Origin of the sequence: Streptomyces sp. NPDC017095 (assembly GCF_044332325.1) — a bacterium.
Lineage (GTDB): Bacteria > Actinomycetota > Actinomycetes > Streptomycetales > Streptomycetaceae > Streptomyces.
In genome coordinates this window covers 1-23,106 of record NZ_JBIROU010000029.1, presented here as the reverse complement: position 1 = coordinate 23,106, position 23,106 = coordinate 1, and the positions used below count along the sequence as shown (strand labels likewise).

Below are 23,106 nucleotides of genomic sequence, written 5' to 3'. Positions count from 1 at the left end.
ACTCCGGCCTTCCAGCATTCCGTGAACCGCTGGTGGGCCTTGGCTCCCGACGGCCCGAACGAGGCGTGCCTGATCCACCTACTTGTCCGGCAGCGCCCGCTACTGGTCCGATGCCCCGGCGCTCGTCTGCGGGGACCGTTCCTGGACCTTCACCGAACTCGACCGCGCGACCGACCGCCTGGTCTCCGCCCTGGCCGCCCGTGGCCTTCGCCCCGGTGACGCCGTGGCCTCGCTCGCGTGGAACCGCGGCGAACTGGTGGAGGTCGAATCCGCGCTGTACAAGGCGGGATTGACGCGGGCGCCGGTCAACGCCCGCCTCGGACGCGGCGAGATCGAGCACATTCTGCGCTATGCCCCCGTCCGCGCCCTGGTCTTCGACGCGTCCCACCGCGAGGACGCCCTCGCCGCGATCACCTCGGCCGGCACCGGCTGCCTCCCTGTCCCACTGGGCCCGGGAGCGGAGGACGGTGTCCCGTACGACGCCCTGCTCGCCGAGGGCACGCGGATACCGTTCCGTGTCGAGGTGGACGAGTCGCAGCCCTGCTTCCTGAACTTCACCTCCGGTTCCACCGGAGCGTTGAAGGCCGCGGTGCAGAGGGCCGGCAACCGCCTGGCCAACATGCGCAAGCTGCTGATGGCCGACGAGTCCCGTCCCCGTCCCGGCACCCGTTACCCGGCCTGCGGCCCCATCACCCACGCCACCGGGATGGGCCTGCTGGCGGGAGTGTTCGGCGGCTTCGCGACGTATGTCCTGCCCGCCTGGAGCCCCGAGGACCTCCTGGAGACGGTGGAGAAGGAGCGCATCACCGCCACCTTCCTGGTGCCCGCCATGGTGAACATGCTCCTCGCCCACCCCGGCGCCGACCGCTACGACCTGTCCTCACTGACGAGCGTGCGCGTCGGCGGCGCACCCATCTCACCCCAGCGGCTATGCGACGCGGTGGAGTTCTTCGGCCCGGTCGTCGCCCAGGGCTACGGCCTCGGCGAGACTACCAACGTCGTCGCGGCTCCGAGCAGCGAGGAAATCGCCCGCGCGGTGACGGAGACCCGGAGCTGCTCCAGTCCTGCGGGCGTGCCGCCTACGACACCGAGATACGCGTCGCGGACGAGGCGGGCCGGGAGCTGGGACCCCGTGAAGTCGGGGAGGTCATCGTGCGCGTGCCCGACTGTGTGCGCGAGTACTGGAAGGAACCCGTCCTGTCCGCAGCGACCTTCCGTGACGGCTGGGTGCACACGGGGGAACCTCGCGTGGATGAGGGAAGACGGCTGTCTGTTCCTCGTCGACCGCAGAAGGACATGATCATTATCATTTCGGGCGGCTTCAACGTCTACTGCACCGAGGTGGAGACCGTCCTCCACGAACACCCCGCCGTCCGGGAGGTGTGTGTCGTCGGTGTGCCCGACGAGCGGTGGGGCGAGGCCGTGAAGGCGGTCGTCGTACGCCGCCCGGACACGACCGTCACCGCCGAGGACCTGATCGCCTTCTGCTCCGACCGCCTCGACCGCCTCAAGGTCGCCGGGTCCTCGGTGTCTTGCTGGCCATTCCGGTCACCGGCGTGCTCCAGGTCGTCCTCGGGGACCTGTGGGACCGTCGCGGGGGTCGGCTGCGCCGGTCGCCGATGAGCGCAGACAACAACCCAGAGAATGCCGACGGACCCGGCGACCCTGAATGACCGCCCTGTCACAGTCAGCCGCCGGGAGCGACACCCCCGTCCATAGCGCGAGCGCTCGGGATGAACAGTTCCTGTCTGGCCGATTCTGCCGTGCTTTCAGGGGGTGTTGAGGCCGCGTCGAAGACGGCCGGGCCGACCGCGGGGGCCGGGTCGGCTTCGGGCGTACCCAGCTCACGTAGCGAAGCCGGGCCTCGCAGCGCGGCGATCAAGTCGTACAGGCCGCTCGGGGCGTCGGGCACGTCCAGGGCGTGGGTGATGCGGCGCATCGCGTCGGGGGCCGCGGCGCGTTGTAGGCCATGGCGTGCGGCAGGCCGAAGGTGCCGCCCAGGGTGTGGCACAGCTCGTGGTGCAGGCCCATGCCCACCGTGGCCAGGCAGGTGCCGGCGAGCCGGGGCAGTGCCCGCGATGCGGGAGATCGTGTCGAGGGCCCGGCGGTCGGTGTCCGGCTCGGGGCCGGGGGAGTAGAGCGCCTCCACGGCGTGCGCCATCGCGTTCACGCCACTCGTGTCCGCAAGGCGCAGGGGCAGGGGCAGGGAGAGGCTAAGTCGATGTTGTAGACGACGGTCTCGGGCAGGACGGCGGCCGAGGACTGCGGGACCTTGCGCTCCTCGCGCGTCTCCCCGAGAACCGGTGTCACCCCGGAGCCGCCGTACGTGGTCGGTACGGCCACCTGCGGGAGGCTGGTGCGCAGGGCCAGGGCCTTCGACAGGCCCGTCGTCGAACCGCCGCCGACGGACACGAGGCAGTCAGTGCCGGTCTCCCGGAGCAGGGAGAGGGCCCGTGTGGTCAAGCAGCAGCACCCGTGAGCCGTCCAGCCGTTCCCCCTTGGCACGACCTGTTCGGCACCCCGGCCTGCGCGGCCCTGTTCCTGGAGACCGCGGTCAGCCGATCCGTCATGTCGCCGACAACGGCCACGGCCCGATCGCCTGGGTCGCCGCCTACGAAGCGGCGTACGGGCCGCTGCCGGAGATCTGGTTCACCGACGCCGACGGCACCGTCGGCCAGGACGTCGTCGCCCGCTACCGGGAGACCGGCACCGTGGTCGCCGAGTGGGACTGCGGGCCCGCCGGCGGCGACGGCGGCGACGTCGCGCCCGACCAGCCGGAGACCGCCCGCCGGTGGCCACCGGCCGCACCAGCGCAGCGCTCCGGCCCACCGCCGGGGCGCTGCGCCTCGTTGAGGCCAGCACCATCCGGCCGACCTCCGTGGACATCAGCGGCTACGCGCGGCAGGTGACCGCCCACTGTCCCTGCCTCGCCTTTCCCTCCAGCAGGGTCTGACGACCTGGACCGTCTACCGCGCCGACGGTGATGCCGATGCTGTGGAGGCGGAGTGCTTCCACGCGGGCGCCCAGGCCGCTGAGTGGCTGAGACCCAAGGCCTTCAGGTCACGGGGCCGGGCGCCGGGTACGTCGCCCAACAGGACGATGTTCTCGCACCGCAGGAGGCCGTGCGGCCGGTTCGGGCGCGAGCGCCCTCGAGTGCCGCCGGGCCTACACAGGGCTGTGTAGGCCGAGGCAAGGACTCGTAGAAGGCCCGGCGGTAGCCCGGACTACCGGGAGCCCGCCACGGGCTGCCGCTTGTAGAAGGACTCCTCCAGGTAGGCGGCCTCGTGCGGCTGGTAGGGCTCCTCCAGGTAGGCGGCCTCGTCTTCGTCGAGCTCGATGTCCACCGCGGCGACCGCGTCGGCCAGCTGGGCCGGCTTGGTGACCCCCACGATGGGCGAGGTCACCACCGGGTTGCGCATGACCCAGGCCAGGGCGACCTGGGCCGGGGACAGACCCCGCTTGCCCGCGATCTCGTGGACGCGCCCGGCCACTGCCTGGTCCTCGTCGCGGTAGAGGATCTTGCCGCCCGGGTCTGTTGCGGCGCGCGCCGTGGCGGCGTCCCGGACCCGCGTCAGCCTGCCCCGCGCCAGTGGGCTCCACGGGATCACGCCGACGCCCTGGTCGGCGCAGAGCGGGAGCATCTCCCGCTCCGCTTCCCGGTGGATGAGGTTGTAGTGGTCCTGCATCGACACGAACCGCGTCCAGCCGTTCAGGTCAGCCAGGTACAGGGCCTTGGCGAACTGCCAGGCGTACATGGAAGAGGCGCCGATGTAGCGGACCTTCCCGGACCTGACCGCGTCGTGCAGCGCCTCAAGGGTTTCCTCGATCGGAGTGTCGTAATCCCAGCGGTGGATCTGGTACAGGTCGATGTAGTCGGTCCCCAGTCGCTTCAGGGACGCGTCGAGTTCGGCGAAGATCGCCTTGCGGGACAGCCCGGCGCCGTTCGGGCCGGGGCGCATGCGCATCCAGACCTTGGTGGAGAGAACGACCTCCTCGCGCCGGGCGAAGTCCCTGACCGCCTGACCGACGATCTCCTCGCTGCTTCCGGCGCTGTACCCATTGGCCGTGTCGAGGAAGTTGACGCCGGCCTCAAGGGCCTGCTTGATGACGTCCCGGCTGGCGTCCGCGCCCAGCGACCAGGGCTCACCGCCCCGGTTCGGCTCGCCGAAGCTCATGCAACCGAGGGTGATGGCGGAGACTTCCAGTCCGGTCGTTCCGAGTTTGGTGTATCGCATGTTTTGCAACCTAGGAGTTGGAGTGCACTCTAACGCAAACTCGGAGGCATGGGGCATGCGGGGTGTGCTGGTTGCGCCGTCCGTCCCGCCGCTGGCACCCGCCCCGTCGGGCGCGGCCGGGGGATGACTGCCGGCTTGTGCGTCCTGTACCCGGGTGACACCGAGGGCCAGGCTGTGCTGCGCCGGCTGACCCGCAGGCGGTCCGCGCCTTCGTGCGAGGGGGCCCGTCTCGCCGCCGGGGCACTGAGGCTCCGGGCCCAGGCCGTGCGTCGCGCGGACCGGCTGGGCTCCCGGACCCGCTCGCGCACCGTCGCCGTGCCCGCCGCCTCGGGGGCGCACCCCGGGGCCGTTCCACTCGGACCGGAAGCCCCGCCGTTTCCCCAAGGCAGGAGACCGGCGCCGACTTCCTGGAGCAGGAGACCGGCGTCGACGCGGTGGAGCGGACCCGCCGGACGCTCGAAGCCGTCGCCGCCGGGCTCCGGGACGGCATCCGCGCCCGCGCCGTCACCTTCGGCCCCCGGCCGCGGCCCGCTTCCGCGGCGGCCCGGCAGCCGCACGCCGAGCAGCCCGGCGCCCGGCACACACCGGGCCGGAACCCCACTGGAGGAATCGCGTGAGCATCCCGGAGGAACGCCCCGACCCCGATGGCGTCCTCGGCTGCGCCGGATTGCGCCGGTGAAGTCGTACCAGGGTGAATGGGACGTGCTCGGTTCGGACGACGGCATTCCGTCACTCGCCTTCCGTAAGGACGGCGAGGTCCTCGCTGGTGCCGACAACGACGGCTTCCACCCGAAGATGCTGCTGCGCAAGGTGGGAGCGGAGTCCTCGCTGTACTACGACAGCTTCGGGGAGGACGGCGAGCGGCCCGCGGGCGAGCCCGTCCAGTCCGTCGCGTACAGTCCCGACGGCAGGTACTTCGCGGCGGGGGACATGGGCGGCTCGGTGCGCATGTGGCCGGAGCGCCCCCCGGCGCCGGCGTTCCCCGGCCGGCCCTCGGATACCGATCCCGGTACCAAGGCGGTCAGTCCCGACGGCCGTTACTTCCTCGGACAGGAGGACGAGGAGGACTACACGTACACGAACCGGGTGTGGGACGTCGGCGCGGCCACCCGGCCCCGTCCGGTTTTCACGGTGCCCAAGCCGTGGCAGGCCCGGTACTTCCTGCCCGGCAGGAAGAAGCCCCCGGTACTGGTGGGCCACTCGTACGAGGACGGCACCAGGAGACACGTCTTCCGTTTCTGGGGCTTCGACGGCGCCGGAGGCCGCCCCCGGCACGGCAGGGACATCCCGCTCACGGCGGACGAGGTGGTGACGGCCGTGAGCACCGACGGCACGCTGTTCGCCATCGGCCTGGAGGGCACCCGCCGCCTCGAGGTGTGGGACCTGAGCGACGTGCGCGAGCCGGTCAGGCGCTCCGTGATCGACGCCCCGGCCGACAGGGGCCACGGCCAGCCGTGGTTCCTCGGCGACCGGACCCTCGTCACGACGGAGGGCGAAGGGACTTCCCAGGACCTGCGCCTGTGGGACCTCGCCGATCCCCGTAACCCGCGCAAGGGCGCCACGGTGCCGGACGGCGCCACCGGAGGCGGACTGGCCTACCTGCGCGAGTCGCACACACTGGTCGTGGAGAGCACCGGGGAGACCCTGCGGCTGTGGGACACGAGCGACCCGGACCGGCCCCGGAAAGGGGGTACGCTGCGCGGCACCTCACACGGGTACTATCCGGTCACCGGGGGCCGGCTGGCGACCATACTGCGTGACGGATCGGTTCGCTTCTGGGACATCGGCGACATCCGCCACCCGAAGCGCCAGGAGACCCTCCGGCTGGACCGCACCGTGGACTCCATCACGGTGACCCCGGACGGACAGCAGGTCGTGACCGGTATGAGCGGCGGCAGCCAGTGGGCCGACACCCCCGCGGAGTACCGCATCTGGGACACCGGCCCGGACGGACGGTGGCGCAGCCCCGCCCAGACCAGCCTGGCGGGCGTGTCCGACATGCAGGTCCTCCCGGGCAACAGGTCCCGGATGGCGGTCGTGGCAAAAGTCGACGGCGAGGACCGGACGTTCCTGCTCGGCCTCAGGAGCGACCGCGTCTACGAGGAACTGTGCCGCACCCATCCGCTGAGCGTCCCCGAGAGCCAGTGGAACACCCTGTTCCCGCAGCTGGCGTACCGCACCTCCTGCGGCTGAGGCGGGTCCGCCGGGCCCTCCCGGCGGCTGGGGCGGGCCCGCCGGACCGGACGGCCCGGCGGCTGGGGCGGCGCCCCGGACCGGACGATCCCGTCGGCCGGTTGCTCCCGTGCCGGCGCGGCGCCCGGACCGCCCCGGTTGGCTGCGCCAGGGGGTCATCCCCGGTCCGTGTGCGCCGTTCGCGGGCCGAAGACCCCGCCGACGCCCGTGGCGCCGCGCGGGGAGCGGCCCCCGCCCGGCGCGTCGAAGGCCGGTGACGACCGGCGGTCATCGCAGGCTGGCACCGGGGCGGGCGCTCCGGACCACGAGTGCCGCTGCCAGGGCACAGATGCCGCCGAGCCGCAGACCGCCCTCCAGCGCGCCGAGGCCGATCGAGAGGGTGAACACCGCCGCCCAGAGGGCGGACGCCGCTTCCACGGCTCGCGGAGCGGCCTTGATCATCCAGGTCTGGAGGCCGGCCGGCACACCGCCGTAGGCCAGGCCTCTGGCTGTTGCGCTGGAGGTTGCGCCAAGGATTGTTCCTTCTGTTGCGCTACCCGACGGACCACCTCCGTGTTCGCGCAGATCACCACGCGACTTCGCCGTGGTCGGATCTCTGACATCCCCGTTGCGGCCGCTTGGCCCATGTCCCCTGGCTGGAGTGAAGGAGTAAGGGACGGGCGGGATAGGCGGCACGGCCGCGGCCGGGGATCGGGGCACACCCGGTCCGACTGCGCGGCGGCCGGGCCCGCCGCGCCGCACCCGCCGTCGACCCGGCGGCCGGGCCGACGCAAGTCGCCAGCGCCCCGGTGCTGTCCTTCAGGCGCTGGACCGGCGGCCCACGCGGTCGTACGGCCGTGCCGACAGCGTGAGACCCCGGGCCCTGCCGGCAGGGCCCGGGGTCTCACGCTGTCGGGGGAGCGGTCAGAGGTTGTCCCAGTAGCTCTCCCGCTCGGAGGGCGGCCCGAACCGCTCGATGGGCCGGCAGGTGCAGTTCCCGCCCTCGTACAGCTCCTCGTCACACTCCTCGTGATGCTCCCGCACCCGCCGCTTCACCGGGGCCCCCAGCGGCGCGGGCTGCGGTGCGGGCGGCTGCGGGGTGGCCTCGACGGCCGGCACCGCGCCCGCCCAGTTCATGCCGAGCTTGGCGAGGGTGGCGCGCTGTTCCGCGGTGAGCTTGTCCCGCCTCGACTTAGTGTTCGAGAGCCACACATCCAGTTTCAACGGCACCGGCTTCGCCTCGCCGTCGACCGTGATCTCCACGACCGCGCTGCGCGGGACGGACCGCTTGCCCTGCTTCTCCACCCACTGCGCCAGAGCTGCCAGGCCCCGCTGGAACGCCGCCTCAGCCTTGCTCCCGGCCTTCACCGCGCCCTTGGCCGCGGCGGCCGGCGCCGCAGGGAGCTCCGCCGGGGCGGCGGCCGTCAGGGAGAGGGTGGCGCCCCGCACACCCAGCGCGGTCAGCCGCTCCCGCTGTTCGGGCAGCAGCTGCGCCCAGATGCCCGGTTCCTGCTGCCGCCACCGCCACGTACCCATGTCGTCGCCCTCGAAGGTGACGCCGCCCGCGATGTAGGGCAGGACGCCGTCGGCGTCGACCGGGTCGGCGAGAACCCGGTAGTGCCGCTGCCAGTTCAGCGGCCACGGGCAGTTCCAGTCCGGGGCGATCTCCGCCAGCTGCTCCGCGCGCTGCGCCGCCCGCTTCGGGTCCTTCCCGAGACCGCCCTTCCGGCGCAGGTTGGCCATGTGCTGCCCGATGGGGACCATCACCTCGCCCTCGCCCCCCACCGCGTCCTGACGCGGCGCGAGATGCCCCGTGGCACGCCGGTACGAGCGCAGCGTGGCGAGCTTGGTCTCCATGCTTCCTCGCCGGGCTCCCAGAGCATCCCGGCCTCCGGCAAGTCGAGCAGTGTCTTGCGGCGCTCCTCCAGCTCCCCGGCTCGCAGCGCTTTCCGCTGCTGGTGGACCCATCGGCCAAGCGGAAACGCCTTCGTCGCCCCGACTTCGGCCTCGACGTCATACGGGACGGCGTAGAGGCCGGTGATCTCGTTCTCCTTCCGCCAGCGCAGCAGGGCCTGGTAGCCCTCCAGCCACACCAGCGCTTCCGGCCGGTAGACCCGGGTGCGCAGGAACGCGGCGATGGTCGCCGCGTCGCGCGGGCTGGAGAAGTGCAGCAGGGCGGACTCGGCAGCGGCGTCGGCGCCGTCGTCGTGCTCCTGGTCCTCGCCGTTCCCTTCGCCGCCGGCCCCGACGATCCGCCCGTCTTCGTCGCGCTGGACGTGGACCTTGCGCTTGCCGCTCGTGAGCGCGCGGCTTGCGAGCTGCTCGACGAGTCGCTCATCGTGCGAGCGCAGGCCCTGAAGCACGGCCAGGAGGGGGCGGAACGAGGCGCTGGCGACCATGTCGGCCGGGTCCTCGTTCGGCTCCAGGAACACCGGGACGATGATCCTGGCGACCTTGGTGGAGCCGTCCTTGTTGAGCCGGAGCGCGCGGCCGATGTTCTGCACGATCTCCACCTGCGAGCCGCGGGTGTCCGCGAAGCACACCGCCTCGACTCCCCGCTCGCCGGTGATGCCGACGCCTTCCCCGAGCACGCGAACGGATGCGAGGAAGGCGCGGTGCACCCGGCGTCCGGCCGCGTCGATGCCGCCTGCGGACTGGCGCAGCACCTCCCGTCGCTCGGTGACGAGGTGGTCGCCGCACAGCCACGCCGACCAGACGCGGTCCGGGGGTACGCGGCGGCTGGCCTCGAGTTCGTAGAACTCCGCGTCGATGGAGGACTTCGGCAGCTTCCCCGCGGCCGCCAGGTCCTCGTCGGAGGCGTCGCTGACGTATAGCTCGGCTGCCGTCTCAGGCAGCTTCTCCGCGAACGCCGCGGCTTCCTCCACCTTCTGGTGGAACGTCATCACGGTGCGCAGGTTCCACTTCGCGGCGCGCTCCAGGAGAGCCGTCTGCAGCAGCGCCATGCACCGGCCTCGCCGCGCCTCCTCCGGCCCCCCGAGAACGGGGGAGGGGTCGCGGATTTCCAGGACGTCGATCTCGAACCCGGCGAGGATGCCCCGCTCGATCGCCTCCGAGAGTCCGAGTTCTGCGATCCACGCGCCGTAGGAGCCGTTCGGGTCGTCGGCCATGGTCGCGATCTCCGCCTCCTGGCCCTCCGCGCCCCTACGCGGCTGGGGCGGAGGGGCGGCGGTGAGGTAGAGCCGGAAGTCGGCGGGGATCCGCTGGTTGTCGTAAATCGCGGCCCACGGGCGGCCAAGGTCACCGGCGGTTCCGTGGGCCTCGTCCACGATGGCGAGGTCGAAGCCGGTCATGCGCTGGCCGTACAGGCACTCCCCGCCTGCCAGAGCGGCCTCCAGCGGCCCGCGAATCTTCCGCTGCCGCGTCGGGTCCTCCGGTTCCTCACGGTCTACGAGGGAGGCGTAGGTGGCGAACACGACCACGGGCCCGGTCCCGGCCCACAGCGCGAGCTGGATCGCGTTCGGGTGGTGCGCACCCCAGCAAGCCCAGCACCGGGTCGTTCTCCAGCGAGCACACCGCCACCATCGGCGCCCTGTACCCGACCGCCCGCCACGCCTGGGCGGTCTGCGCGAGCAGGTCCAGGGTCGGCACCATGACGAGGATGCGTCCGCCCGGGAAGCACTCCAGCGCGCTCGCGGCGGCCGTGATCGTCTTGCCCGATCCGGTGGCGGACACCAGCGTGCCCCGCGCTCCCTCGACAGGCACGAAATATCTTGCAAAGAATTGAACCCATTTCCGAATGCTCGTTTTCTGAGTCACCTGATGTTCCCGGAGACGGATCACAGAACTCATTCTTTTCTTTTCCCGGGGAACATCAGATTCCTCCACCACGAGCGCGGAGAAGCCGCGGAACCGGCGGACGCAGGAACAGGCCGGGGGTACTTGTCGCTCCCGCCGCGCGCGGGCAGCTCGTCCTCGAAGTCGCAGGCGGCTACGGCTTTGAAGCCGCTGCGCCACAGTGCCTCGAGCATGGCCGTGACGGCCTGCACCACCTCGGCCGGCGCTCCCGCGGAGGCCTGGCACTCCAGCACGGTGGGCCATTGCAGAAAGTCGAAGGGATGCGCACGCCGGCCCGTGGCGTAGTCGTTGGCCTCGCCGTGCACGCGCACCGGCCCGACGGCCAGCGCCAGAGCGTCGCCTTCGAGGCCGAGGGCGTCTCGTAGCCGGGTCATGACCCGCGAGGCGGCCACCGCGTCCACGTAGACCGAGGCATCGCCGTAAGCGAAGTCCGGGCCGAGAGGCGAAGGACCGTGATCATTCGCCACGCGCACTCCCTGTCCCTGGGTCTTCCGGCGGTGTGAGGGCGTGGAAGCGCTGGAGGAGCCGCCTGGCTGGCTCGTGCTCGTAGTACTCGGCGATCTGCAGCGGAGTCTCTCCGTCGACGGCCGGCAGGCGTGGGTCGGCGCCGTATGCCAGCAGGATCGCTGTGGTCGCCGTGTGCAGGGGGTGTCCCGTCTGGAGGTGGCTGTCCCCTTCCACGTCGATCGCGTGAGTCAGCAGCGTGTGCCCGAAGCACAGCTCGTTCGGATCGCTCCCGGAGTCCAGGAGCATGGAGAGCACCTCGTAGTCACTCATCTCCACGGCCTTGTGCGCGGGCGTCCACGACTCCCCCTCACAGTGGAAAGCTCATGATCACTTCCCCCCGTGCTCCCTGGAGTGTTCGCCGGTGTGAGGGCGAGGAAGCGCTGGAGGAGCCGCTTAGCCGGTTCGTGACCGTAGCTCTCGGCGATCTGCAGCGGAAGTTTCCCGCTGACACCCGGCAGGCGTGGGTCGGCGCCGTATGCCAGCACGATTGCCGTGCTGGCCGTGTGCAGGGGGGTGTCCCGTCTGAAGGTGGCTGTCCCCTTCCAGGGCGATCGCGTGAGTCAGCAGCGTGCGCTCGACACACACTTCGTTCGGATCGGCCCCGGAGTCCAGGAGCACGGAGAGGGTCTCGTAGTCACTCACCCCCACGGCTCCATGCGCCGGTGTCCACGGCTCCACCTTCAGAAAGGAGCCAGGCCTTAGCGCATCGCGATCCATAGTGCCCTTCCCCTCTCCATCGGACCTCCTGGGCCTGGCCGTCAGATCAGCGGACGGACCACGGTCCTAACCTCGGGCTTTCATGAAGCGGACTGTCCGTCAGGCCGTCAGGTAAGCGAAGAGTGCCTCCAGCGTGCCCTCCGCGGCAAGCTCACCATTCCCGAAGCCGCCGTCCTCACCACTACGTGCGCGCCGAATACCGCCTCGCCGACACCTCAGGGGGCTTCGACGCGGAGGCAGACGCGCTGGCCCAGCCCAGCACCACCGCCGTCCGCCGCGCACTGAGCCCATCGGCTCCCGCATCGGCCGCGGCGGCCATCAAGGTTTGGTAGTCCGGCGACAGCTCTCTTACATCGGTAGCGGTCGCCGGTGAGGCACCGCTCGGCGCGGTCCGACGCGACACGTCGGCGGACGCACTCTCCTCGGACAGAGCCTCCAGGTAATGCTCCAGACCGATCGCCCGGCGCCGGTGCACCACTTCCGCGTCCGCTAGGGCCGCCCGCACCCGTTCCAGCTCGGCTTCGAGCACGTTCAGGGTGTGAGGGCCGCCTCTGCGCAGAGGTTGCCACCGTGCCGAGCGCAGGGACGCGAGTGACGAGCACCGACCCTCCGCCAGCGCGCGCAGTCACTCTCAGCCGACTTCCGAGTGTGAGGCGGGCACCGCGTCAACGGAGGCGGTGGTGTAGAGCGCGGCGTCGACGGCTCCAGCCCGGCTGGTGCCGAAGCGGACCTCGATCGACTGAGGGAAGCGGACTCAGCCGAGCCGCACTAGCCAGTCGCGGCGACCCCGACCGGGCGGCCGTCTATTCGGGCCTGAGGGCGGTATCGGCGGTGACCAGGTCCGCCAGTCCCCACGACGGCAAACCTCCGGGACCTGGCCGGGTGGTACAGCGTCCCATCGAGGTAGGCGCTCAGGACGACCAGCGATCCACGGTCGACGAGCCCTCGCATCAAGAACGTCGTCATGTTCGCCTTTTCGCCGATCATGGTCGGGATGCCGAGCGCGTCGGTGATCCGGTCCGCCGCCGCCCGAAATCAGAGGGGAGAGCATCGCGGCCTGGGGCGCAGCATCAGCAGCGGTGGCGGGGATAGGGGGGCCAGCCGAGGGCGACGCTAAAGGAGCGTGTCTAGCAGCCAACCACAGAGGCCGAAGAACAAGCCGACGCAGAACAGGCGGAAAGCGATGCGCTGCAGGCGCTCCACCGTGCGTTTGTCAGCTTCTCGTTGATCCAGTCCCACGTTAGCCGCGCGCTTCAACTCGTGTTCGTCCATGGCCCCCCTCATCAAACAACTCCTGCGCGTTAGAAATGGCTACCTCTTGCCTGGGCCTGCGCTCCACCCGCAGGCTGACATGAGCACGCAGGCCTGTAGCGGAGCCTACCTTCTGCCTCTGTTCCCGATGTGGATTGGGTCAGGCGCCTGCGCCCCCGCCAGTAGGCGACGCGCCGGCCGATGACGGAAGCGTCCATCGCTGCTCCCCGTGCGGCTCGCGGAAGAGGAGACGAACACACCACCACCGGTTCCCTGCTGCACACCGCCCACCCGTGGATCGGCCGGACCGTCGCGGACACCGAGCCCGGCCGCCGCGGCATCCTGCGCGCCGTCGCTCCCGACCCAGGCACCGACCGCCCGGTCGCCTGGCTCCACCCGGCCGGCGGCGGCACCGAGTGGACCACCAGCCTCGGCGCGCTGGCTGCGATGTGTCGGCTTCCTGTCAACGAGAGCGTGTCAGTCAGGCTGAGCGGGAGAACTGTTGCTCTTGCTGGTCATCGGTCGTGTGCTTCGGACTTGCCGCTGACAAAGGGCGGTACTTCGTGACCTGCGCGGCTGTCATAGGGCGGTACATCCGAAGCTGGTCCACTGCCACGAAGACGGCACATCGCGCCGCCAAGGTCGCCGCACGCGCCGCCGCCCATCCACGCAGCCCCGACGCCCTGCTCCTGGCCGCACGCCGAGCAGCCCGGCGCCCGGCACACACCGGGCCGGAACCCCACTGGAGGAATCGCGTGAGCAGCCCGGAGGAACGCCCCGACCCCGATGGCGTCCTGGCCCGCGCCCTCGCGGGCCGCGCGAGGATGGCTGCCGCGCTCGACGAGGCCCAGGAGCCTGGGGCCGGTGAGTCCCTGGGACGGCAGCCGGTCTGGAAGCGGCCCCGCAAGCCGAAACCAGTGCGGCGCCGATGCCCGCCGGCACGCCCGGGCCCTGCTCCACGCCGCTGCCGCGCTGCCCGAGGCCGAGCGCCCCGCCGAGACGGAACAACTGCGCCGGGCCCTGGTCGAAGCCGGCGAGGTGGGCCTCGCGCCGACGACCGCGGCCGGCTGACCGCTCCGGGCCGGGGCGCCACCGGGTCGGGATCGGCAATGATCGGGGGATGACCGACGACCTCCCCGCCGGCCCGGCCTCCCAACCGGCACCGCGTCTCCAGGGCCCGGACGACCTGCACGCCCTGTCGGCTCCGCGCCGGCGCAGCGTGGACGATCACATGTTCACCGCACCCGGCCTGTCCGCCACGTTCCGGCTGCAGCTGTTCACCGCGGACGGCGCGCGCCCGGTCGCGGTGGCGGCCCAGATCGCCGGCGCGGAGGGCATGAGCCTGATGAACGGGGTGGAGAGGTTCGCGGGCGCGGTGTGGGAAAGGCACTGCCCCGCCGAGGACCAGCCGCCGGTGTGGGTGGAGCGGCAGCTCTGGCCGGACCGGCCACGCCAGGCCACCCGCTTCCGCCGTGTGGTGTTCGCCGGCGCCGAACGCTACCGCCCACGGAGCCCGAAGTGGTCGGCGATCACCCACGATCAGCTGCAGGGCCTGGTCGGAGCACCTGTTGCCGCGGACCGAGGCGCCGGCTACGTGCCGCGCCCCGCCGAGCCGGAACCACTACTGGTGTTCGAGGAGTTCGCGGTGGCGTGCCTTGCCCGGCCGGCCCCGTTCCGGGAGCCGGGGTGCATGCCGGCCGGAGTGAGATGGTGGCGCCGCGGGCTGCGCCAGGTCGTTCCGCGCCGCGGCGGCGCCCGTACCTGCTGCTGGTACCACGGCGGCGACTGGCACCGGGTCACCGCGATGGCGCTGCAGGTCCTGCAGTCGTCGCGGGCGCAGTCCGTGTCCCCCGGCGGCATGGAGGAGTTCGCCACCGCCCACGCGGCCGAGGCCGGCGCGACCCGCTGGGAGACCGAGGCGCTGGCCACCTTGTTCAGCATCGCCGACGCGATCCAGCCCTCCAGCGGTACCGGTTACATCAACGGCCAGCACCGGTCCCAGGCCATGCTGGAGGCAGGCGTACGCCGCACCGTCGTCCTGCGCCACGTCGACGAGACCTGATCCTCGCGCCACCCGTACCGCCGCGGTGTGCCGGCCCACGACCGGCCGGCACCGCGCCGCCGTGCGGCTCAGACGCCGCCAGCAGCCAGGATGTCGTCGACGGGGCCGGGGTCCGCGGGCAGTTGGGCGCCCTCGGCCGGCCACCGCAGGGCGGCGAGCACGGGGCGGGCAGCCGGCTCCGCCCAGCCGTCGAGGCTGCGGGACCGGCCGCGCCGGCCAGGAGAGGGCGCCGCGCGCCGGCTTCCCCCTGGAGCCGGGCCAGCGTGCGCGCATCCCTACGGGTCCTGCCCTCGCCTGCGCGCTGGACCAGTTTCTCGTCGAGCACCTGCCGCGCCAGGCGCTCAAGGCCCGCGACCGCGTCAGCGGCGGGGCCCGGGGGTGATGGTGAGGGCCCGGGCCTGTGCGGTGGTCATGCCGGTGGCCGCGACGAGGGCCCGGATCGCGATGTCGGGCAGCGGGCCGTGGGTGAGTTCGGCCAGGCGCCGGGAGGCGGCAGGAGTCAGGCGCCAGGCCGAGGAGTTCCATGGCCCGGTGCCGGCGGACGCCGGCCGCGACGGCGACCCGCTTCGTGTAGCCGTCCAGCGTCTCCCCGGCGCGGGGCAGCGGCGCGCCGGCGATCCGGGCCGGCGGCCGGGCGGCGGCCGGGCGGCAGCGCGGGCGGCGACGGCCTTAGGGGCTTCGGATGAGGTGCTTCCGGGGTGGGTGCGCTGGTCCTCGTGCACGGTGCGGTCGAACTGCCGGGTGCGGCGGTTGGTCACGCTGTCTCACGTCCTCGATCGGCCTGCTGCCCCACACGCGCCGGCCGTCCGGGAGGGGAGGGTATGACGAAGTCGCTTGCGTGAGTCTCAGACGTCGCCGACGCTGGTCTGGGGCGGGGTGCCGGCGGCGCCGGGCCGGCGGCAGCCACACCTCGTCTGCGAGGGCGGTGACCAGCGCTGTCGTTCCGCCATGGTGCTGCCGCCTTCACCGCGGTACGGCCGACCGGCTCGACCGGGGCTTTGCCGGGGCCTGCCCAGGGCGGGGCATGAGCGGCGAGCGCCGGGCGGGAGCCGGCAGGCCGCGGCCGCGCCGCCGGGGCCGGCAGCCAGCTCTGTCCAGGCGGCTACCGGATCGCCCCGGACATCGCCGGCGTCGCCGGTGCAGGCCGGCGGGGCGCGGGCGGTGGCCGGGTCCGCCGTACGTCCCAAGCCTGTCCGGAAGCCGGCTGCGTGCGTACCGGGGCGTCAGATCACCACCCGGGTGGGACTGGCCCAGGCCGTGGAGAAGGTCCGGGCGGCGGCCGGCTGGCCGCAGCCCAACGGGCGCGGCGGCCAGCAAGGTGTACGGGCGCAGCGGGGCAGCGGACGGCGCGGCATGGACGGGCGCTCACACCGCCGTCTGAACCGCGAGCGCCCCGGTCCCAGAGCGACTCCCGCCGCCAGCACGCTGCGTCGCTCCGCACTCCTCGTCTGCTCGCCCGACGCCGGACCGATGCCGGCGCCCCCGGGGCCGCGGCCGCCGGGCAACTCCTGTTGTCTTCTCCCCGGTGCGGGCCGCCGGCGGCCCGGCGGGCGCCGCTCACCCACCGCGAGGTCCTGGGCTGCCGGGAGAGGCCGTGGGCGTGCGGATCACGCGATGCGGGCGGCCCGGTGCGGGCCCGCCCGGGGGCGGGCCCGCGACGGCCGGACGACGCCGGCCGGGCCTGCGGTGTCCGAGGCGGCCGCTACGATGCCGCGAGCACCATCAGGGCACCGCGACCACCATCAGGGCAACCGCGCCGCGCCCGGTCCACGACCCCGACGCCCACACTGCCGGAGGGGACCGCAGACGTCGTCGGACGGGCCCGTGCGAGTTCGACGGCCCTGTTCCTGGCCGCTCCACCCGCCCCGCCTCCGGTACGACATCGAGGTCCGCGCGTCCGCCATCCTGCTCGTGACCGCCGGGGCACTGCCCGCTCCCGACCGTCCCGCCGCCATGAAGCAGCCGCGCCACCTGGAGGGATGCGGATTTCGCGCGGTCGACGGCGGCAGCCGGCGGCCCGGTCCGGGCGCCGGTTGGCTCCCGTCCGTCCTGGCCGGCTGTCGTCTGGCTTGGCCTGCCGGTGTCCGTGGGTCTGCACCGTCCTGTCCGCGGCCGCGCCGAGCGGGTGCCGCCGTCGGCCCACCGTGCCGTCCGCGCCCCGCGCCGCCCTGGCTTGGCCGCCGCCGTCCCGCCCTCCACTGTCCGCCGACGCTCGTATCACCCGCCGGGCCATGTCACCCGTCGTACTCCTCCCGGTCCGGCACGTGCCGCGCCTTCGGTCTGCCGCGCCCGTTCCCGGTGGCGGTCGCGTGCCTGCGCGGCTGGGGCCCGGCCCCGCCAGTCCGCGTCGCCCGGCCCGCTGCCGATCGTGCCGCTGGCCGTGCCGAGTGTCCTGCGTGTGGTTCCCTCCTGCCCGGCGCGGTCCGGCCGGAGAAGAGACGATCCGCCGAGGAACGACCGTCCCCGGCCCGGCTGCCTGCGCCAGGGGCGTGGCCCGGTGGTAGGGGGGCGGACACGGCGGGTGGGACAGACCACAGCCGGTGTGGGGCACGCTGGGCGGCCGGCAGCGCCGCGTACTGTGGCGCGGACCCCGACGAGCCCGGGCGGCGGCGGACCGCGACACCGCAGGGCACTCGACGCGGCCAGCGGCCGGTAATCAGCGGACGAGCTGCGCGCGATCACGGCCGAAGCTCTGGGCGAGGTCTACTTCCGCGACGGCGGCCGCCGCGCCGTCGGGCTGAGCGTCGAGTTCACCGATGTCGAACAGCTCGACTTCGACCTCTGACAGCGTCTACGGGGGCACGTTGGCCGCCCCTGCGCCTGAGCCAAAGCACGGTAGTCGCCACATAGGCAGTCTTGTTGTCACCTGCGAGGTGCGGCGCCGGAAGGTCTCAACTCTTGACGGCCTCGGTGATCTGCTGGGCGGCCTGGGCGGGGGTGAGGTGTGTGGTGTCGACGGCCTCGGCTTCGGCGTGCAGCCACGTGCGGGCCGCCTCGGCGTAGGGCTCAAGGTAGCGGAGACGGAACGGGGAGTCGGGGCCGAGTACGGTGTCGCCCGCGATGCGCGCGCGGAGGGTGTCCTGGTCGGCATGGAGGACGAAGTGCCGGACCGGAATGCCGTGCTGGGCGAGGCCCGAGCTGATCTCGCGCCAGTACTGCTCGACCAGGACGGTCATGGGCATCACCAGGGTTCCGCCGGTGTAGTCGAGGACGCGGCGGGCGGTTTCGACCACGAGCGGCCGCCAGGGCGGCCAGTGTTGGAAGTTGTCCGTCGCGGGCAGTCCCGGCTCGATGTCCATGAGCGTCTCGCCGACTTTCTCGGCGTCGAACACCCGTGAGTCCGGAATCAGATGCTGGAGGAGCGTGCTGGTTGTCGTCTTGCCCGCGCCGTGCGTGCCGTTGAGCCATACGATCACGGACCTGACGCTAGCGCGGTGCGGGCCCCAGGAACACCTCGGCGCGGACAGGATGCCGCCACATCGAGGACAGGTCCCGCCCGCGCCCGCCGCCGGCCCGCCCGTCCACTCGGCCGCCCGCCGCGCCGGGGCGCCCGCCCGTCTGTCCGGGTGCGGACGTGTCCGTCCGGGTGGGCGTGTGCGTCCGTAGGAGGGGTGCGGGGCGGGTCCGGCGGCCGGGAATCCGGCCCGGGGTCGCGACCCACGGTAGGACCTGGAGGCCGGAGCGCGCTGTCCTTCCTCACCGGGATCATCCCGGCGCCGACCGGTCCCCAGGGCGCGCGGGCACGGACGTACGCCCTGGGCAAGTGCCCCCAGGAGGCAAACCGGCAGCGGAAGGCGCAGTTGGTCTCCGCCTAAGCTGGCGCGGTGACTGATGAGCAGAAGCGGGTGCAGCCGTCAGGAGTGTGGGCCACGGCAGTGGGGGTGGCCAGAGTGCGGGCGCTGGAGACCGAGCGGGAGAACGCACTGTTCCGTGACCCACTGGCACAGGCCTTCGCCACCGCCGGCGGCCTATGGCCCTCCTCGCCGCCGCTGCCCGATGACGAGGCCGCGCGCCGTCGCCGACTGGCCGTGTCGTTCTCCATCGTCATCAGGACGAAGTTCCTCGACGACCTGTTGCAGCAGGCCTCCGCGTCCGGTGTGCGGCAGGTCGTGTTGCTCGGCGCCGGCATGGACAGCCGGGCCTTCCGGATCGACTGGCCCGAGGGCACCCGGCTCTTCGAGGTCGACACCGCCGCGCCACTGGACTTCAAGGCTTCGGTGCTGCGACAGGAGCAGGCCGTCGCACGCTGCGAGCGGATCACCGTCGCGGTGGATCTGCGTGAGGACTGGCCAGGCGCGCTGGCCGCCGCAGGGCACGACCCGGCGGTGCCGACCGTGTGGATAGCCGAAGGACTGCTGATCTACTTGCCCGAGGACGCGGTGGAACTGCTGCTGGCCCGGATCAGTGCGCTGTCGGCGGCAGGTAGTCGGATGGGGCTGACGTTGGGCTCGCGCGGCGTGATCGAGCGCTTCGGCGCGGACGCCGTGCCGGGATCGGCGGCGTCCATGTGGGTCTCGGAGATGCCCGACGACCCGGTGGGCTGGCTGGCCGGACACGGCTGGGAGGCCGACAGCCACACCCTGCGCGAGCGCGCTGCCGCCTACGGCCGCCCGATCAACACCCCGCCGCAGCGCGAGGAGCGGCCCGGCGGACTGATCTCGGCAGTCCGCCGGTAGAGCCCCTCCAGACGGTCAAAGCTTCAGTGGCAATCAGAGCCCCCGGGCGGGAGACGCCACGGAACGCCGTCCGCCCTACGTACGCCCTACGTACGGTCGGCGTACGGTTAGCGTGCGATGCGGCGGTTGCGGCTATCGGCTGACGGGGGTTGTCCCCGAACCTACGCCCATCGCATGCCGATCGCGGAGAGTTGCTCGATCCGTTCCGGTGTCAGCGTGGCGGCTCGGCTGCGCTGGTTCCCGATCCAGGCTCCCAGCTTGTGCTCCCGCTCCTCCTGGTCCTCGCCGACGATCCGTTCGAGGTGCTTCCTGGGGACCTGGAGGTGGCCTTCGCGTTCGTAGTACTGCTTGGCGGCCTGGTAGTTGAGGGCCCATTTGTCGGCCTGGGTGCGGCGCGGCTTGGGCTTCTCGTCCTCGCTGGCGGGCTCGATTCCGAGGACCTGTTCACACAGCCACTGCTGGACGGTGGTGAACTGGTTCCAGCCGAGCCGTACCGACTGCACCCACCGTCCGAGATCCTCGCCCTGGCGCACGACGGTGCCCGCCTCGATGGGCAGCGCCTCACCGGCGTCCAGGTGCATCCGCACCAGGTGGAAGCACCGCTGCCAGGTGACCGGCCAGCTCGGGCACCAGGAGGCGTCGATCTCCTCCAGCTGCTCACGCCGCTCCTCCGACAGCGCCCCGGCCGACGACTCCACGCGCAGGCCCTCGGCACGCCGCTGCTCGATCTCGGCCGCCTTGCGGGCGGCGGCCCGCGCGTTCTTCAGCCAGATCCCCACCCGGTATCCCTGGAAGGTGGCGTCCAGCGGGGCCAGGAGATGCCCGTGTTCGGCCGCCCACCCACGCGCGGCCGCGAGGCCTTCCTCCCACGCGACGTCGTAGTGCGACCACACCATGCCGAGCTTCTCCAGCTGCGCGACGCGGTCGGCGCCCATGTCACCGCGGGCGTAGAACCGGCGTGCGTCGGCGGTCCACTGCCCGAGCGGGAAGTTGGCGAGCGAGGCCGGCCACCCCTCGTCTTCCGCCTCCTGGTCGTCGGCGGCGGGCACGCGGAACGTGAACGGCACCTTCAAGTCGCCGTGCAACCGCGCGTAGATGACGGCGGCCTCAACCCCGCGCCGCCAGTGCTCGTGTTCGGGGTTGAGGACCCTCAGGTTGATGAACGCGGCGAGCGCGGCCGGGTCACGGGGCGTAGAGAACTTCAGCAGCTCCCGGGCCGGCACTGACAGACCACGGTCGCTTCGGTCGCTCTCTGCTCCCTCGCCTTGTCCCTCCTGGCCTCCGCTGCGGCTCTGCACGCCCCTGACACGGCTCTGTGCCTGCTGTTCGGCGAGCTGCTCGACCACGCGGGTGTCGTGTGCCCTGAGCGCTTCCAGCAGCTTGGCCAGCCCGCCGTACGCCCGCGAGATGAGCATGTTGTCCGCTGTCTCCCCGGGCCCGAGCAGCACCGGCACCACGAGGGAAGCCACCTTGCCCTCGCCGGGCTGCATCCGCAGCGCCCGGCCCACGGCCTGGACCAGGTCCGGCATCGACCCGCGTACGTCAGCCCAGTACACGGAGTCGCAGTTTTTGGTGTCGACGCCCTCGCCCAGGACCTTCACCGAGCACAGGAAGCACTTCTCCACCACGGTGCCGTCCGTGGCGATCCCGGCCGCGAACTCCCCGAGCAGCCGGCGCCGGTGGCCCGGCTTGTGGTCGCCGCACAGCCAGTCCGCCCAGATCGTGCGCGGGTATAGCTCAGGGTCGGCGGCGTGCAGCTGCGTGGCGACGTCCGGAAGGCCGGCCGCGAACGCCTCGGCCTCCTTCACCACGTGGTGGAAGACCAGCGTGCGCCGGAAGCCCTCCTCCGAGGACGCCTTGAGCAGCGCGGTCTGGAGCGCGGCGAGCCGGGCCCCACGAACCTCGTCCGAGCGGCCCTCGGCGCCCAGGAGCTGCGCGGCCTGGAGCTGAGTGTCGGTGATGTCCACGCACACCACCTGGTACGGGGCACAGATTCCCCGATCGATCGCCTCGGACAGCGTCAGCGTGTAGCAGCGGGCGCCGAAGGGCCCGTCGGGGTCGTCTTCCATGCTCGCGACCAGCTCGCCGGGTGCGCCGGCTTCGTCCTCGTCCCCGAGCTGCCACAGCCGGGGCGTGGCCGTCATGTAGAGGCGGCGCAGGGACGGGATCTTCTGGTTGTCGTGGACGACCGCCCACGGCTTGCCCAGCCGGCCCGACGTCCGGTGCGCCTCATCGACCACGATCAGGTCCCAGCCCGGAAGGCCGGCCTGGTGCGCGCGTTCCAGCGCGCCGAGCCCGAGGGAGGCGTACGTGGCGAACACGGTGACCTTGTCGAATGGCCGCACCCAGCCGACCAGTTCCTCTACGTCCGTGGTGTTGGGGAAGGTCACGTCCTCGCCCCGCAGGGAGGAGACCCCGATCATCGGGCCCGTGCGGCCTCCCTCGCGCCACGCGGCCTCGGTCTGCGCGAGCAGATCCAGCGAGGGCACGAGCACCAGCACGCGGCCCGCACGGAGCTCCTCAGCGCTCCGGGTGGCCATGAGGCTCTTGCCTGACCCGGTCGCCATGATCACCTGAGTCCGGAGGCCCCTCTCGGGCACAGTAGATCTTGCAGGCAATTCGAGGGCACGCAGCACCGCGTCCACGGCTTCTCGCTGGTGAGGACGGAGTTCCTTTACTACCATTCTGCTATTCCTTGTCCCACGGGCCGCGCCTGTGCCATCACGCCAGTTACCAGCAATTCCGGCCTCAAACTGGAGTTGTCTACTCGTGATTCGAGTCCCCGCCGGGGAGGCGGCCGCCGTGCCAGTCTAAATAGATCAGGAAGACAATGAGGCCCCCTATGGCCGCCACGACGCCGACGGCCGCGATCAGGCCGAGGGCGGCGAACAGCCCCCCGACAGGCAGCAGACCCAACATCAGGAAGAGGAACCAGCCCCGGCGTGGGGACCGTGCCTTGCGGCCGATGCGGATGCAGAACAGTCCGGTCGCGACGCCCCATAGCGGCGCGATGATCGGCGCCAGACTGGCCAGAATGACAAAAAACCCTGTATTCACGGTTTCTCCACTCAGATAAAGGGAATGCGGCAGGAATGAAAAACTTCACGTAGAAAGGCATACGATCGGCTACGGTGAACCTCACCGAAACTGGGTCAGAGCCTTCGAGCAGTAGTGGGGAGCGTAATCGCCTTACCTACTCTCTTAGTAGTGCTGCCATCTGTGTCCAGACTCTATCTCGTAGGCATAATGAAGCACATAGGGCCCTGAAGGTTTCTCGAACATGGCTAGATTCTGGCTGATGAGCGGTCACCCCACCCTCGGTTCGGCCTGCCATTCTCCCGACCACCCGTCACCTCCCGCCTCTTGCTGCCGCTCGGACCGCGAGGCCCGTGGGCGTGCCGCGCGGAGCGTGGCACGCCTGCCCGCACCCGAGTTGACGCGGGGTCAGGGGGTGGCTGGAGCGCAGCGGAGGCCACCGGTCGGCCGAAGGCCGGCCGCGCCTCGCAACGCGAGGCGCCTGCCCTGCGGTTGGCGGTCTCGCGCGGAGCGCGTGCCGTCCGGCGGTGAGCGGAGCGAGCCGCATCCGCTCACGCTCCGCGTGAGCGGCCGGCGTGCGGAGCACGCCGGCTCGCTTCTTCGGGCGAAGCCCGAAGGGACCCGCTCTCGCGGG

Annotated in this window: 17 protein-coding genes and 3 pseudogenes; 8 read left to right on the top strand and 12 right to left on the bottom strand. The window is 72.0% G+C overall.

Features of this window, described 5'->3' with window-relative positions; all coding sequences use genetic code 11:
- Positions 1–82 precede the first annotated feature (82 nt).
- Entirely contained in the window at positions 83–1,300 is a 1,218-nt protein-coding gene (locus ACH4OA_RS33775) for an AMP-binding protein (protein WP_397973238.1), read from the top strand.
- A complete protein-coding gene (locus ACH4OA_RS33770; protein WP_397973236.1) occupies positions 1,297–1,623 on the top strand; it encodes a hypothetical protein in 327 nt (108 codons plus the stop codon). The genes ACH4OA_RS33775 and ACH4OA_RS33770 overlap by 4 nt, the downstream gene beginning before the upstream one ends.
- A 543-nt stretch (positions 1,624–2,166) precedes the next feature.
- Here ACH4OA_RS33770 and ACH4OA_RS33765 read toward each other — a convergent pair.
- Positions 2,167–2,463 (bottom strand): iron-containing alcohol dehydrogenase, encoded by a 297-nt coding sequence (locus ACH4OA_RS33765; RefSeq protein WP_397973234.1) that lies wholly within the window; start codon positions 2,461–2,463, stop codon positions 2,167–2,169.
- Positions 2,464–2,498: 35 nt separating this feature from the next.
- On the opposite strand from ACH4OA_RS33765, the gene ACH4OA_RS33760 reads away from it, so the two are divergent.
- Positions 2,499–2,909, top strand: a complete 411-nt coding sequence (locus ACH4OA_RS33760; RefSeq protein WP_397973231.1) for a hypothetical protein — start codon at positions 2,499–2,501, stop codon at positions 2,907–2,909.
- A 315-nt stretch (positions 2,910–3,224) separates the two neighbouring features.
- On the opposite strand, the gene ACH4OA_RS33755 is transcribed toward ACH4OA_RS33760, so the two are convergent.
- On the bottom strand, positions 3,225–4,235 hold the full coding sequence (locus ACH4OA_RS33755; protein WP_397973228.1) for an aldo/keto reductase: 1,011 nt from the start codon (positions 4,233–4,235) through the stop codon (positions 3,225–3,227).
- A gap of 675 nt (positions 4,236–4,910) precedes the next feature.
- On the opposite strand from ACH4OA_RS33755, the gene ACH4OA_RS33750 reads away from it, so the two are divergent.
- Positions 4,911–6,428: a WD40 repeat domain-containing protein gene (locus ACH4OA_RS33750; RefSeq protein ID WP_397973225.1), complete on the top strand. Its 1,518-nt coding sequence runs from the start codon at positions 4,911–4,913 to the stop codon at positions 6,426–6,428.
- 267 nt (positions 6,429–6,695) lie between these two features.
- Here ACH4OA_RS33750 and ACH4OA_RS33745 read toward each other — a convergent pair whose 3' ends face one another.
- The 6 genes and pseudogenes from ACH4OA_RS33745 to ACH4OA_RS33720 all read right to left on the bottom strand — a co-directional run bounded on the left by ACH4OA_RS33745 (position 6,696) and on the right by ACH4OA_RS33720 (position 12,719).
- Positions 6,696–6,893: a hypothetical protein gene (locus tag ACH4OA_RS33745; RefSeq protein ID WP_397973222.1), complete on the bottom strand. Its 198-nt coding sequence runs from the start codon at positions 6,891–6,893 to the stop codon at positions 6,696–6,698.
- A gap of 438 nt (positions 6,894–7,331) precedes the next feature.
- Positions 7,332–10,217, bottom strand: a pseudogene (locus tag ACH4OA_RS33740) (Helicase associated domain protein).
- Positions 10,214–10,690: a hypothetical protein gene (locus tag ACH4OA_RS33735; RefSeq protein WP_397973219.1), complete on the bottom strand. Its 477-nt coding sequence runs from the start codon at positions 10,688–10,690 to the stop codon at positions 10,214–10,216. The pseudogene ACH4OA_RS33740 and the gene ACH4OA_RS33735 overlap by 4 nt, the downstream one beginning before the upstream one ends.
- Positions 10,680–11,015: pseudogene (locus tag ACH4OA_RS33730) on the bottom strand (hypothetical protein); the annotation flags it as partial. The gene ACH4OA_RS33735 and the pseudogene ACH4OA_RS33730, both read right to left, overlap by 11 nt.
- 613 nt (positions 11,016–11,628) lie before the next feature.
- Complete coding sequence (locus ACH4OA_RS33725; RefSeq protein WP_397973217.1) at positions 11,629–11,976, bottom strand: hypothetical protein; 348 nt, start codon at positions 11,974–11,976, stop codon at positions 11,629–11,631.
- Positions 11,977–12,560: 584 nt separating this feature from the next.
- Positions 12,561–12,719 (bottom strand): hypothetical protein, encoded by a 159-nt coding sequence (locus tag ACH4OA_RS33720; protein ID WP_397973214.1) that lies wholly within the window; start codon positions 12,717–12,719, stop codon positions 12,561–12,563.
- An 843-nt stretch (positions 12,720–13,562) separates the two neighbouring features.
- On the opposite strand from ACH4OA_RS33720, the gene ACH4OA_RS33715 reads away from it, so the two are divergent.
- A complete protein-coding gene (locus tag ACH4OA_RS33715) occupies positions 13,563–13,769 on the top strand; it encodes a hypothetical protein (RefSeq protein WP_397973211.1) in 207 nt (68 codons plus the stop codon).
- Between the two features lie 49 nt (positions 13,770–13,818).
- Positions 13,819–14,760 (top strand): hypothetical protein, encoded by a 942-nt coding sequence (locus ACH4OA_RS33710; protein ID WP_397973208.1) that lies wholly within the window; start codon positions 13,819–13,821, stop codon positions 14,758–14,760.
- Positions 14,761–15,119: 359 nt separating this feature from the next.
- Here the strand turns inward: ACH4OA_RS33710 and ACH4OA_RS33705 are convergent, their stop codons facing one another.
- Positions 15,120–15,518: a hypothetical protein gene (locus ACH4OA_RS33705; protein WP_397973206.1), complete on the bottom strand. Its 399-nt coding sequence runs from the start codon at positions 15,516–15,518 to the stop codon at positions 15,120–15,122.
- Positions 15,519–17,425: 1,907 nt separating this feature from the next.
- Between ACH4OA_RS33705 and ACH4OA_RS33700 the strand changes: the two are divergent.
- Positions 17,426–17,545: pseudogene (locus ACH4OA_RS33700) on the top strand (XRE family transcriptional regulator); the annotation flags it as partial.
- A gap of 106 nt (positions 17,546–17,651) precedes the next feature.
- Here ACH4OA_RS33700 and ACH4OA_RS33695 read toward each other — a convergent pair.
- Entirely contained in the window at positions 17,652–18,176 is a 525-nt protein-coding gene (locus tag ACH4OA_RS33695) for an AAA family ATPase (protein WP_397973203.1), read from the bottom strand.
- A 444-nt stretch (positions 18,177–18,620) separates the two neighbouring features.
- On the opposite strand from ACH4OA_RS33695, the gene ACH4OA_RS33690 reads away from it, so the two are divergent.
- On the top strand, positions 18,621–19,436 hold the full coding sequence (locus ACH4OA_RS33690; RefSeq protein WP_397973257.1) for a class I SAM-dependent methyltransferase: 816 nt from the start codon (positions 18,621–18,623) through the stop codon (positions 19,434–19,436).
- Between the two features lie 161 nt (positions 19,437–19,597).
- Here the strand turns inward: ACH4OA_RS33690 and ACH4OA_RS33685 are convergent, their stop codons facing one another.
- Complete coding sequence (locus tag ACH4OA_RS33685) at positions 19,598–22,120, bottom strand: Helicase associated domain protein (RefSeq protein WP_397973200.1); 2,523 nt, start codon at positions 22,118–22,120, stop codon at positions 19,598–19,600.
- 79 nt (positions 22,121–22,199) lie between these two features.
- Positions 22,200–22,493, bottom strand: coding sequence for a hypothetical protein (locus ACH4OA_RS33680; RefSeq protein WP_397944554.1), 294 nt, complete (start codon positions 22,491–22,493; stop codon positions 22,200–22,202).
- Positions 22,494–23,106: the final 613 nt, after the last annotated feature.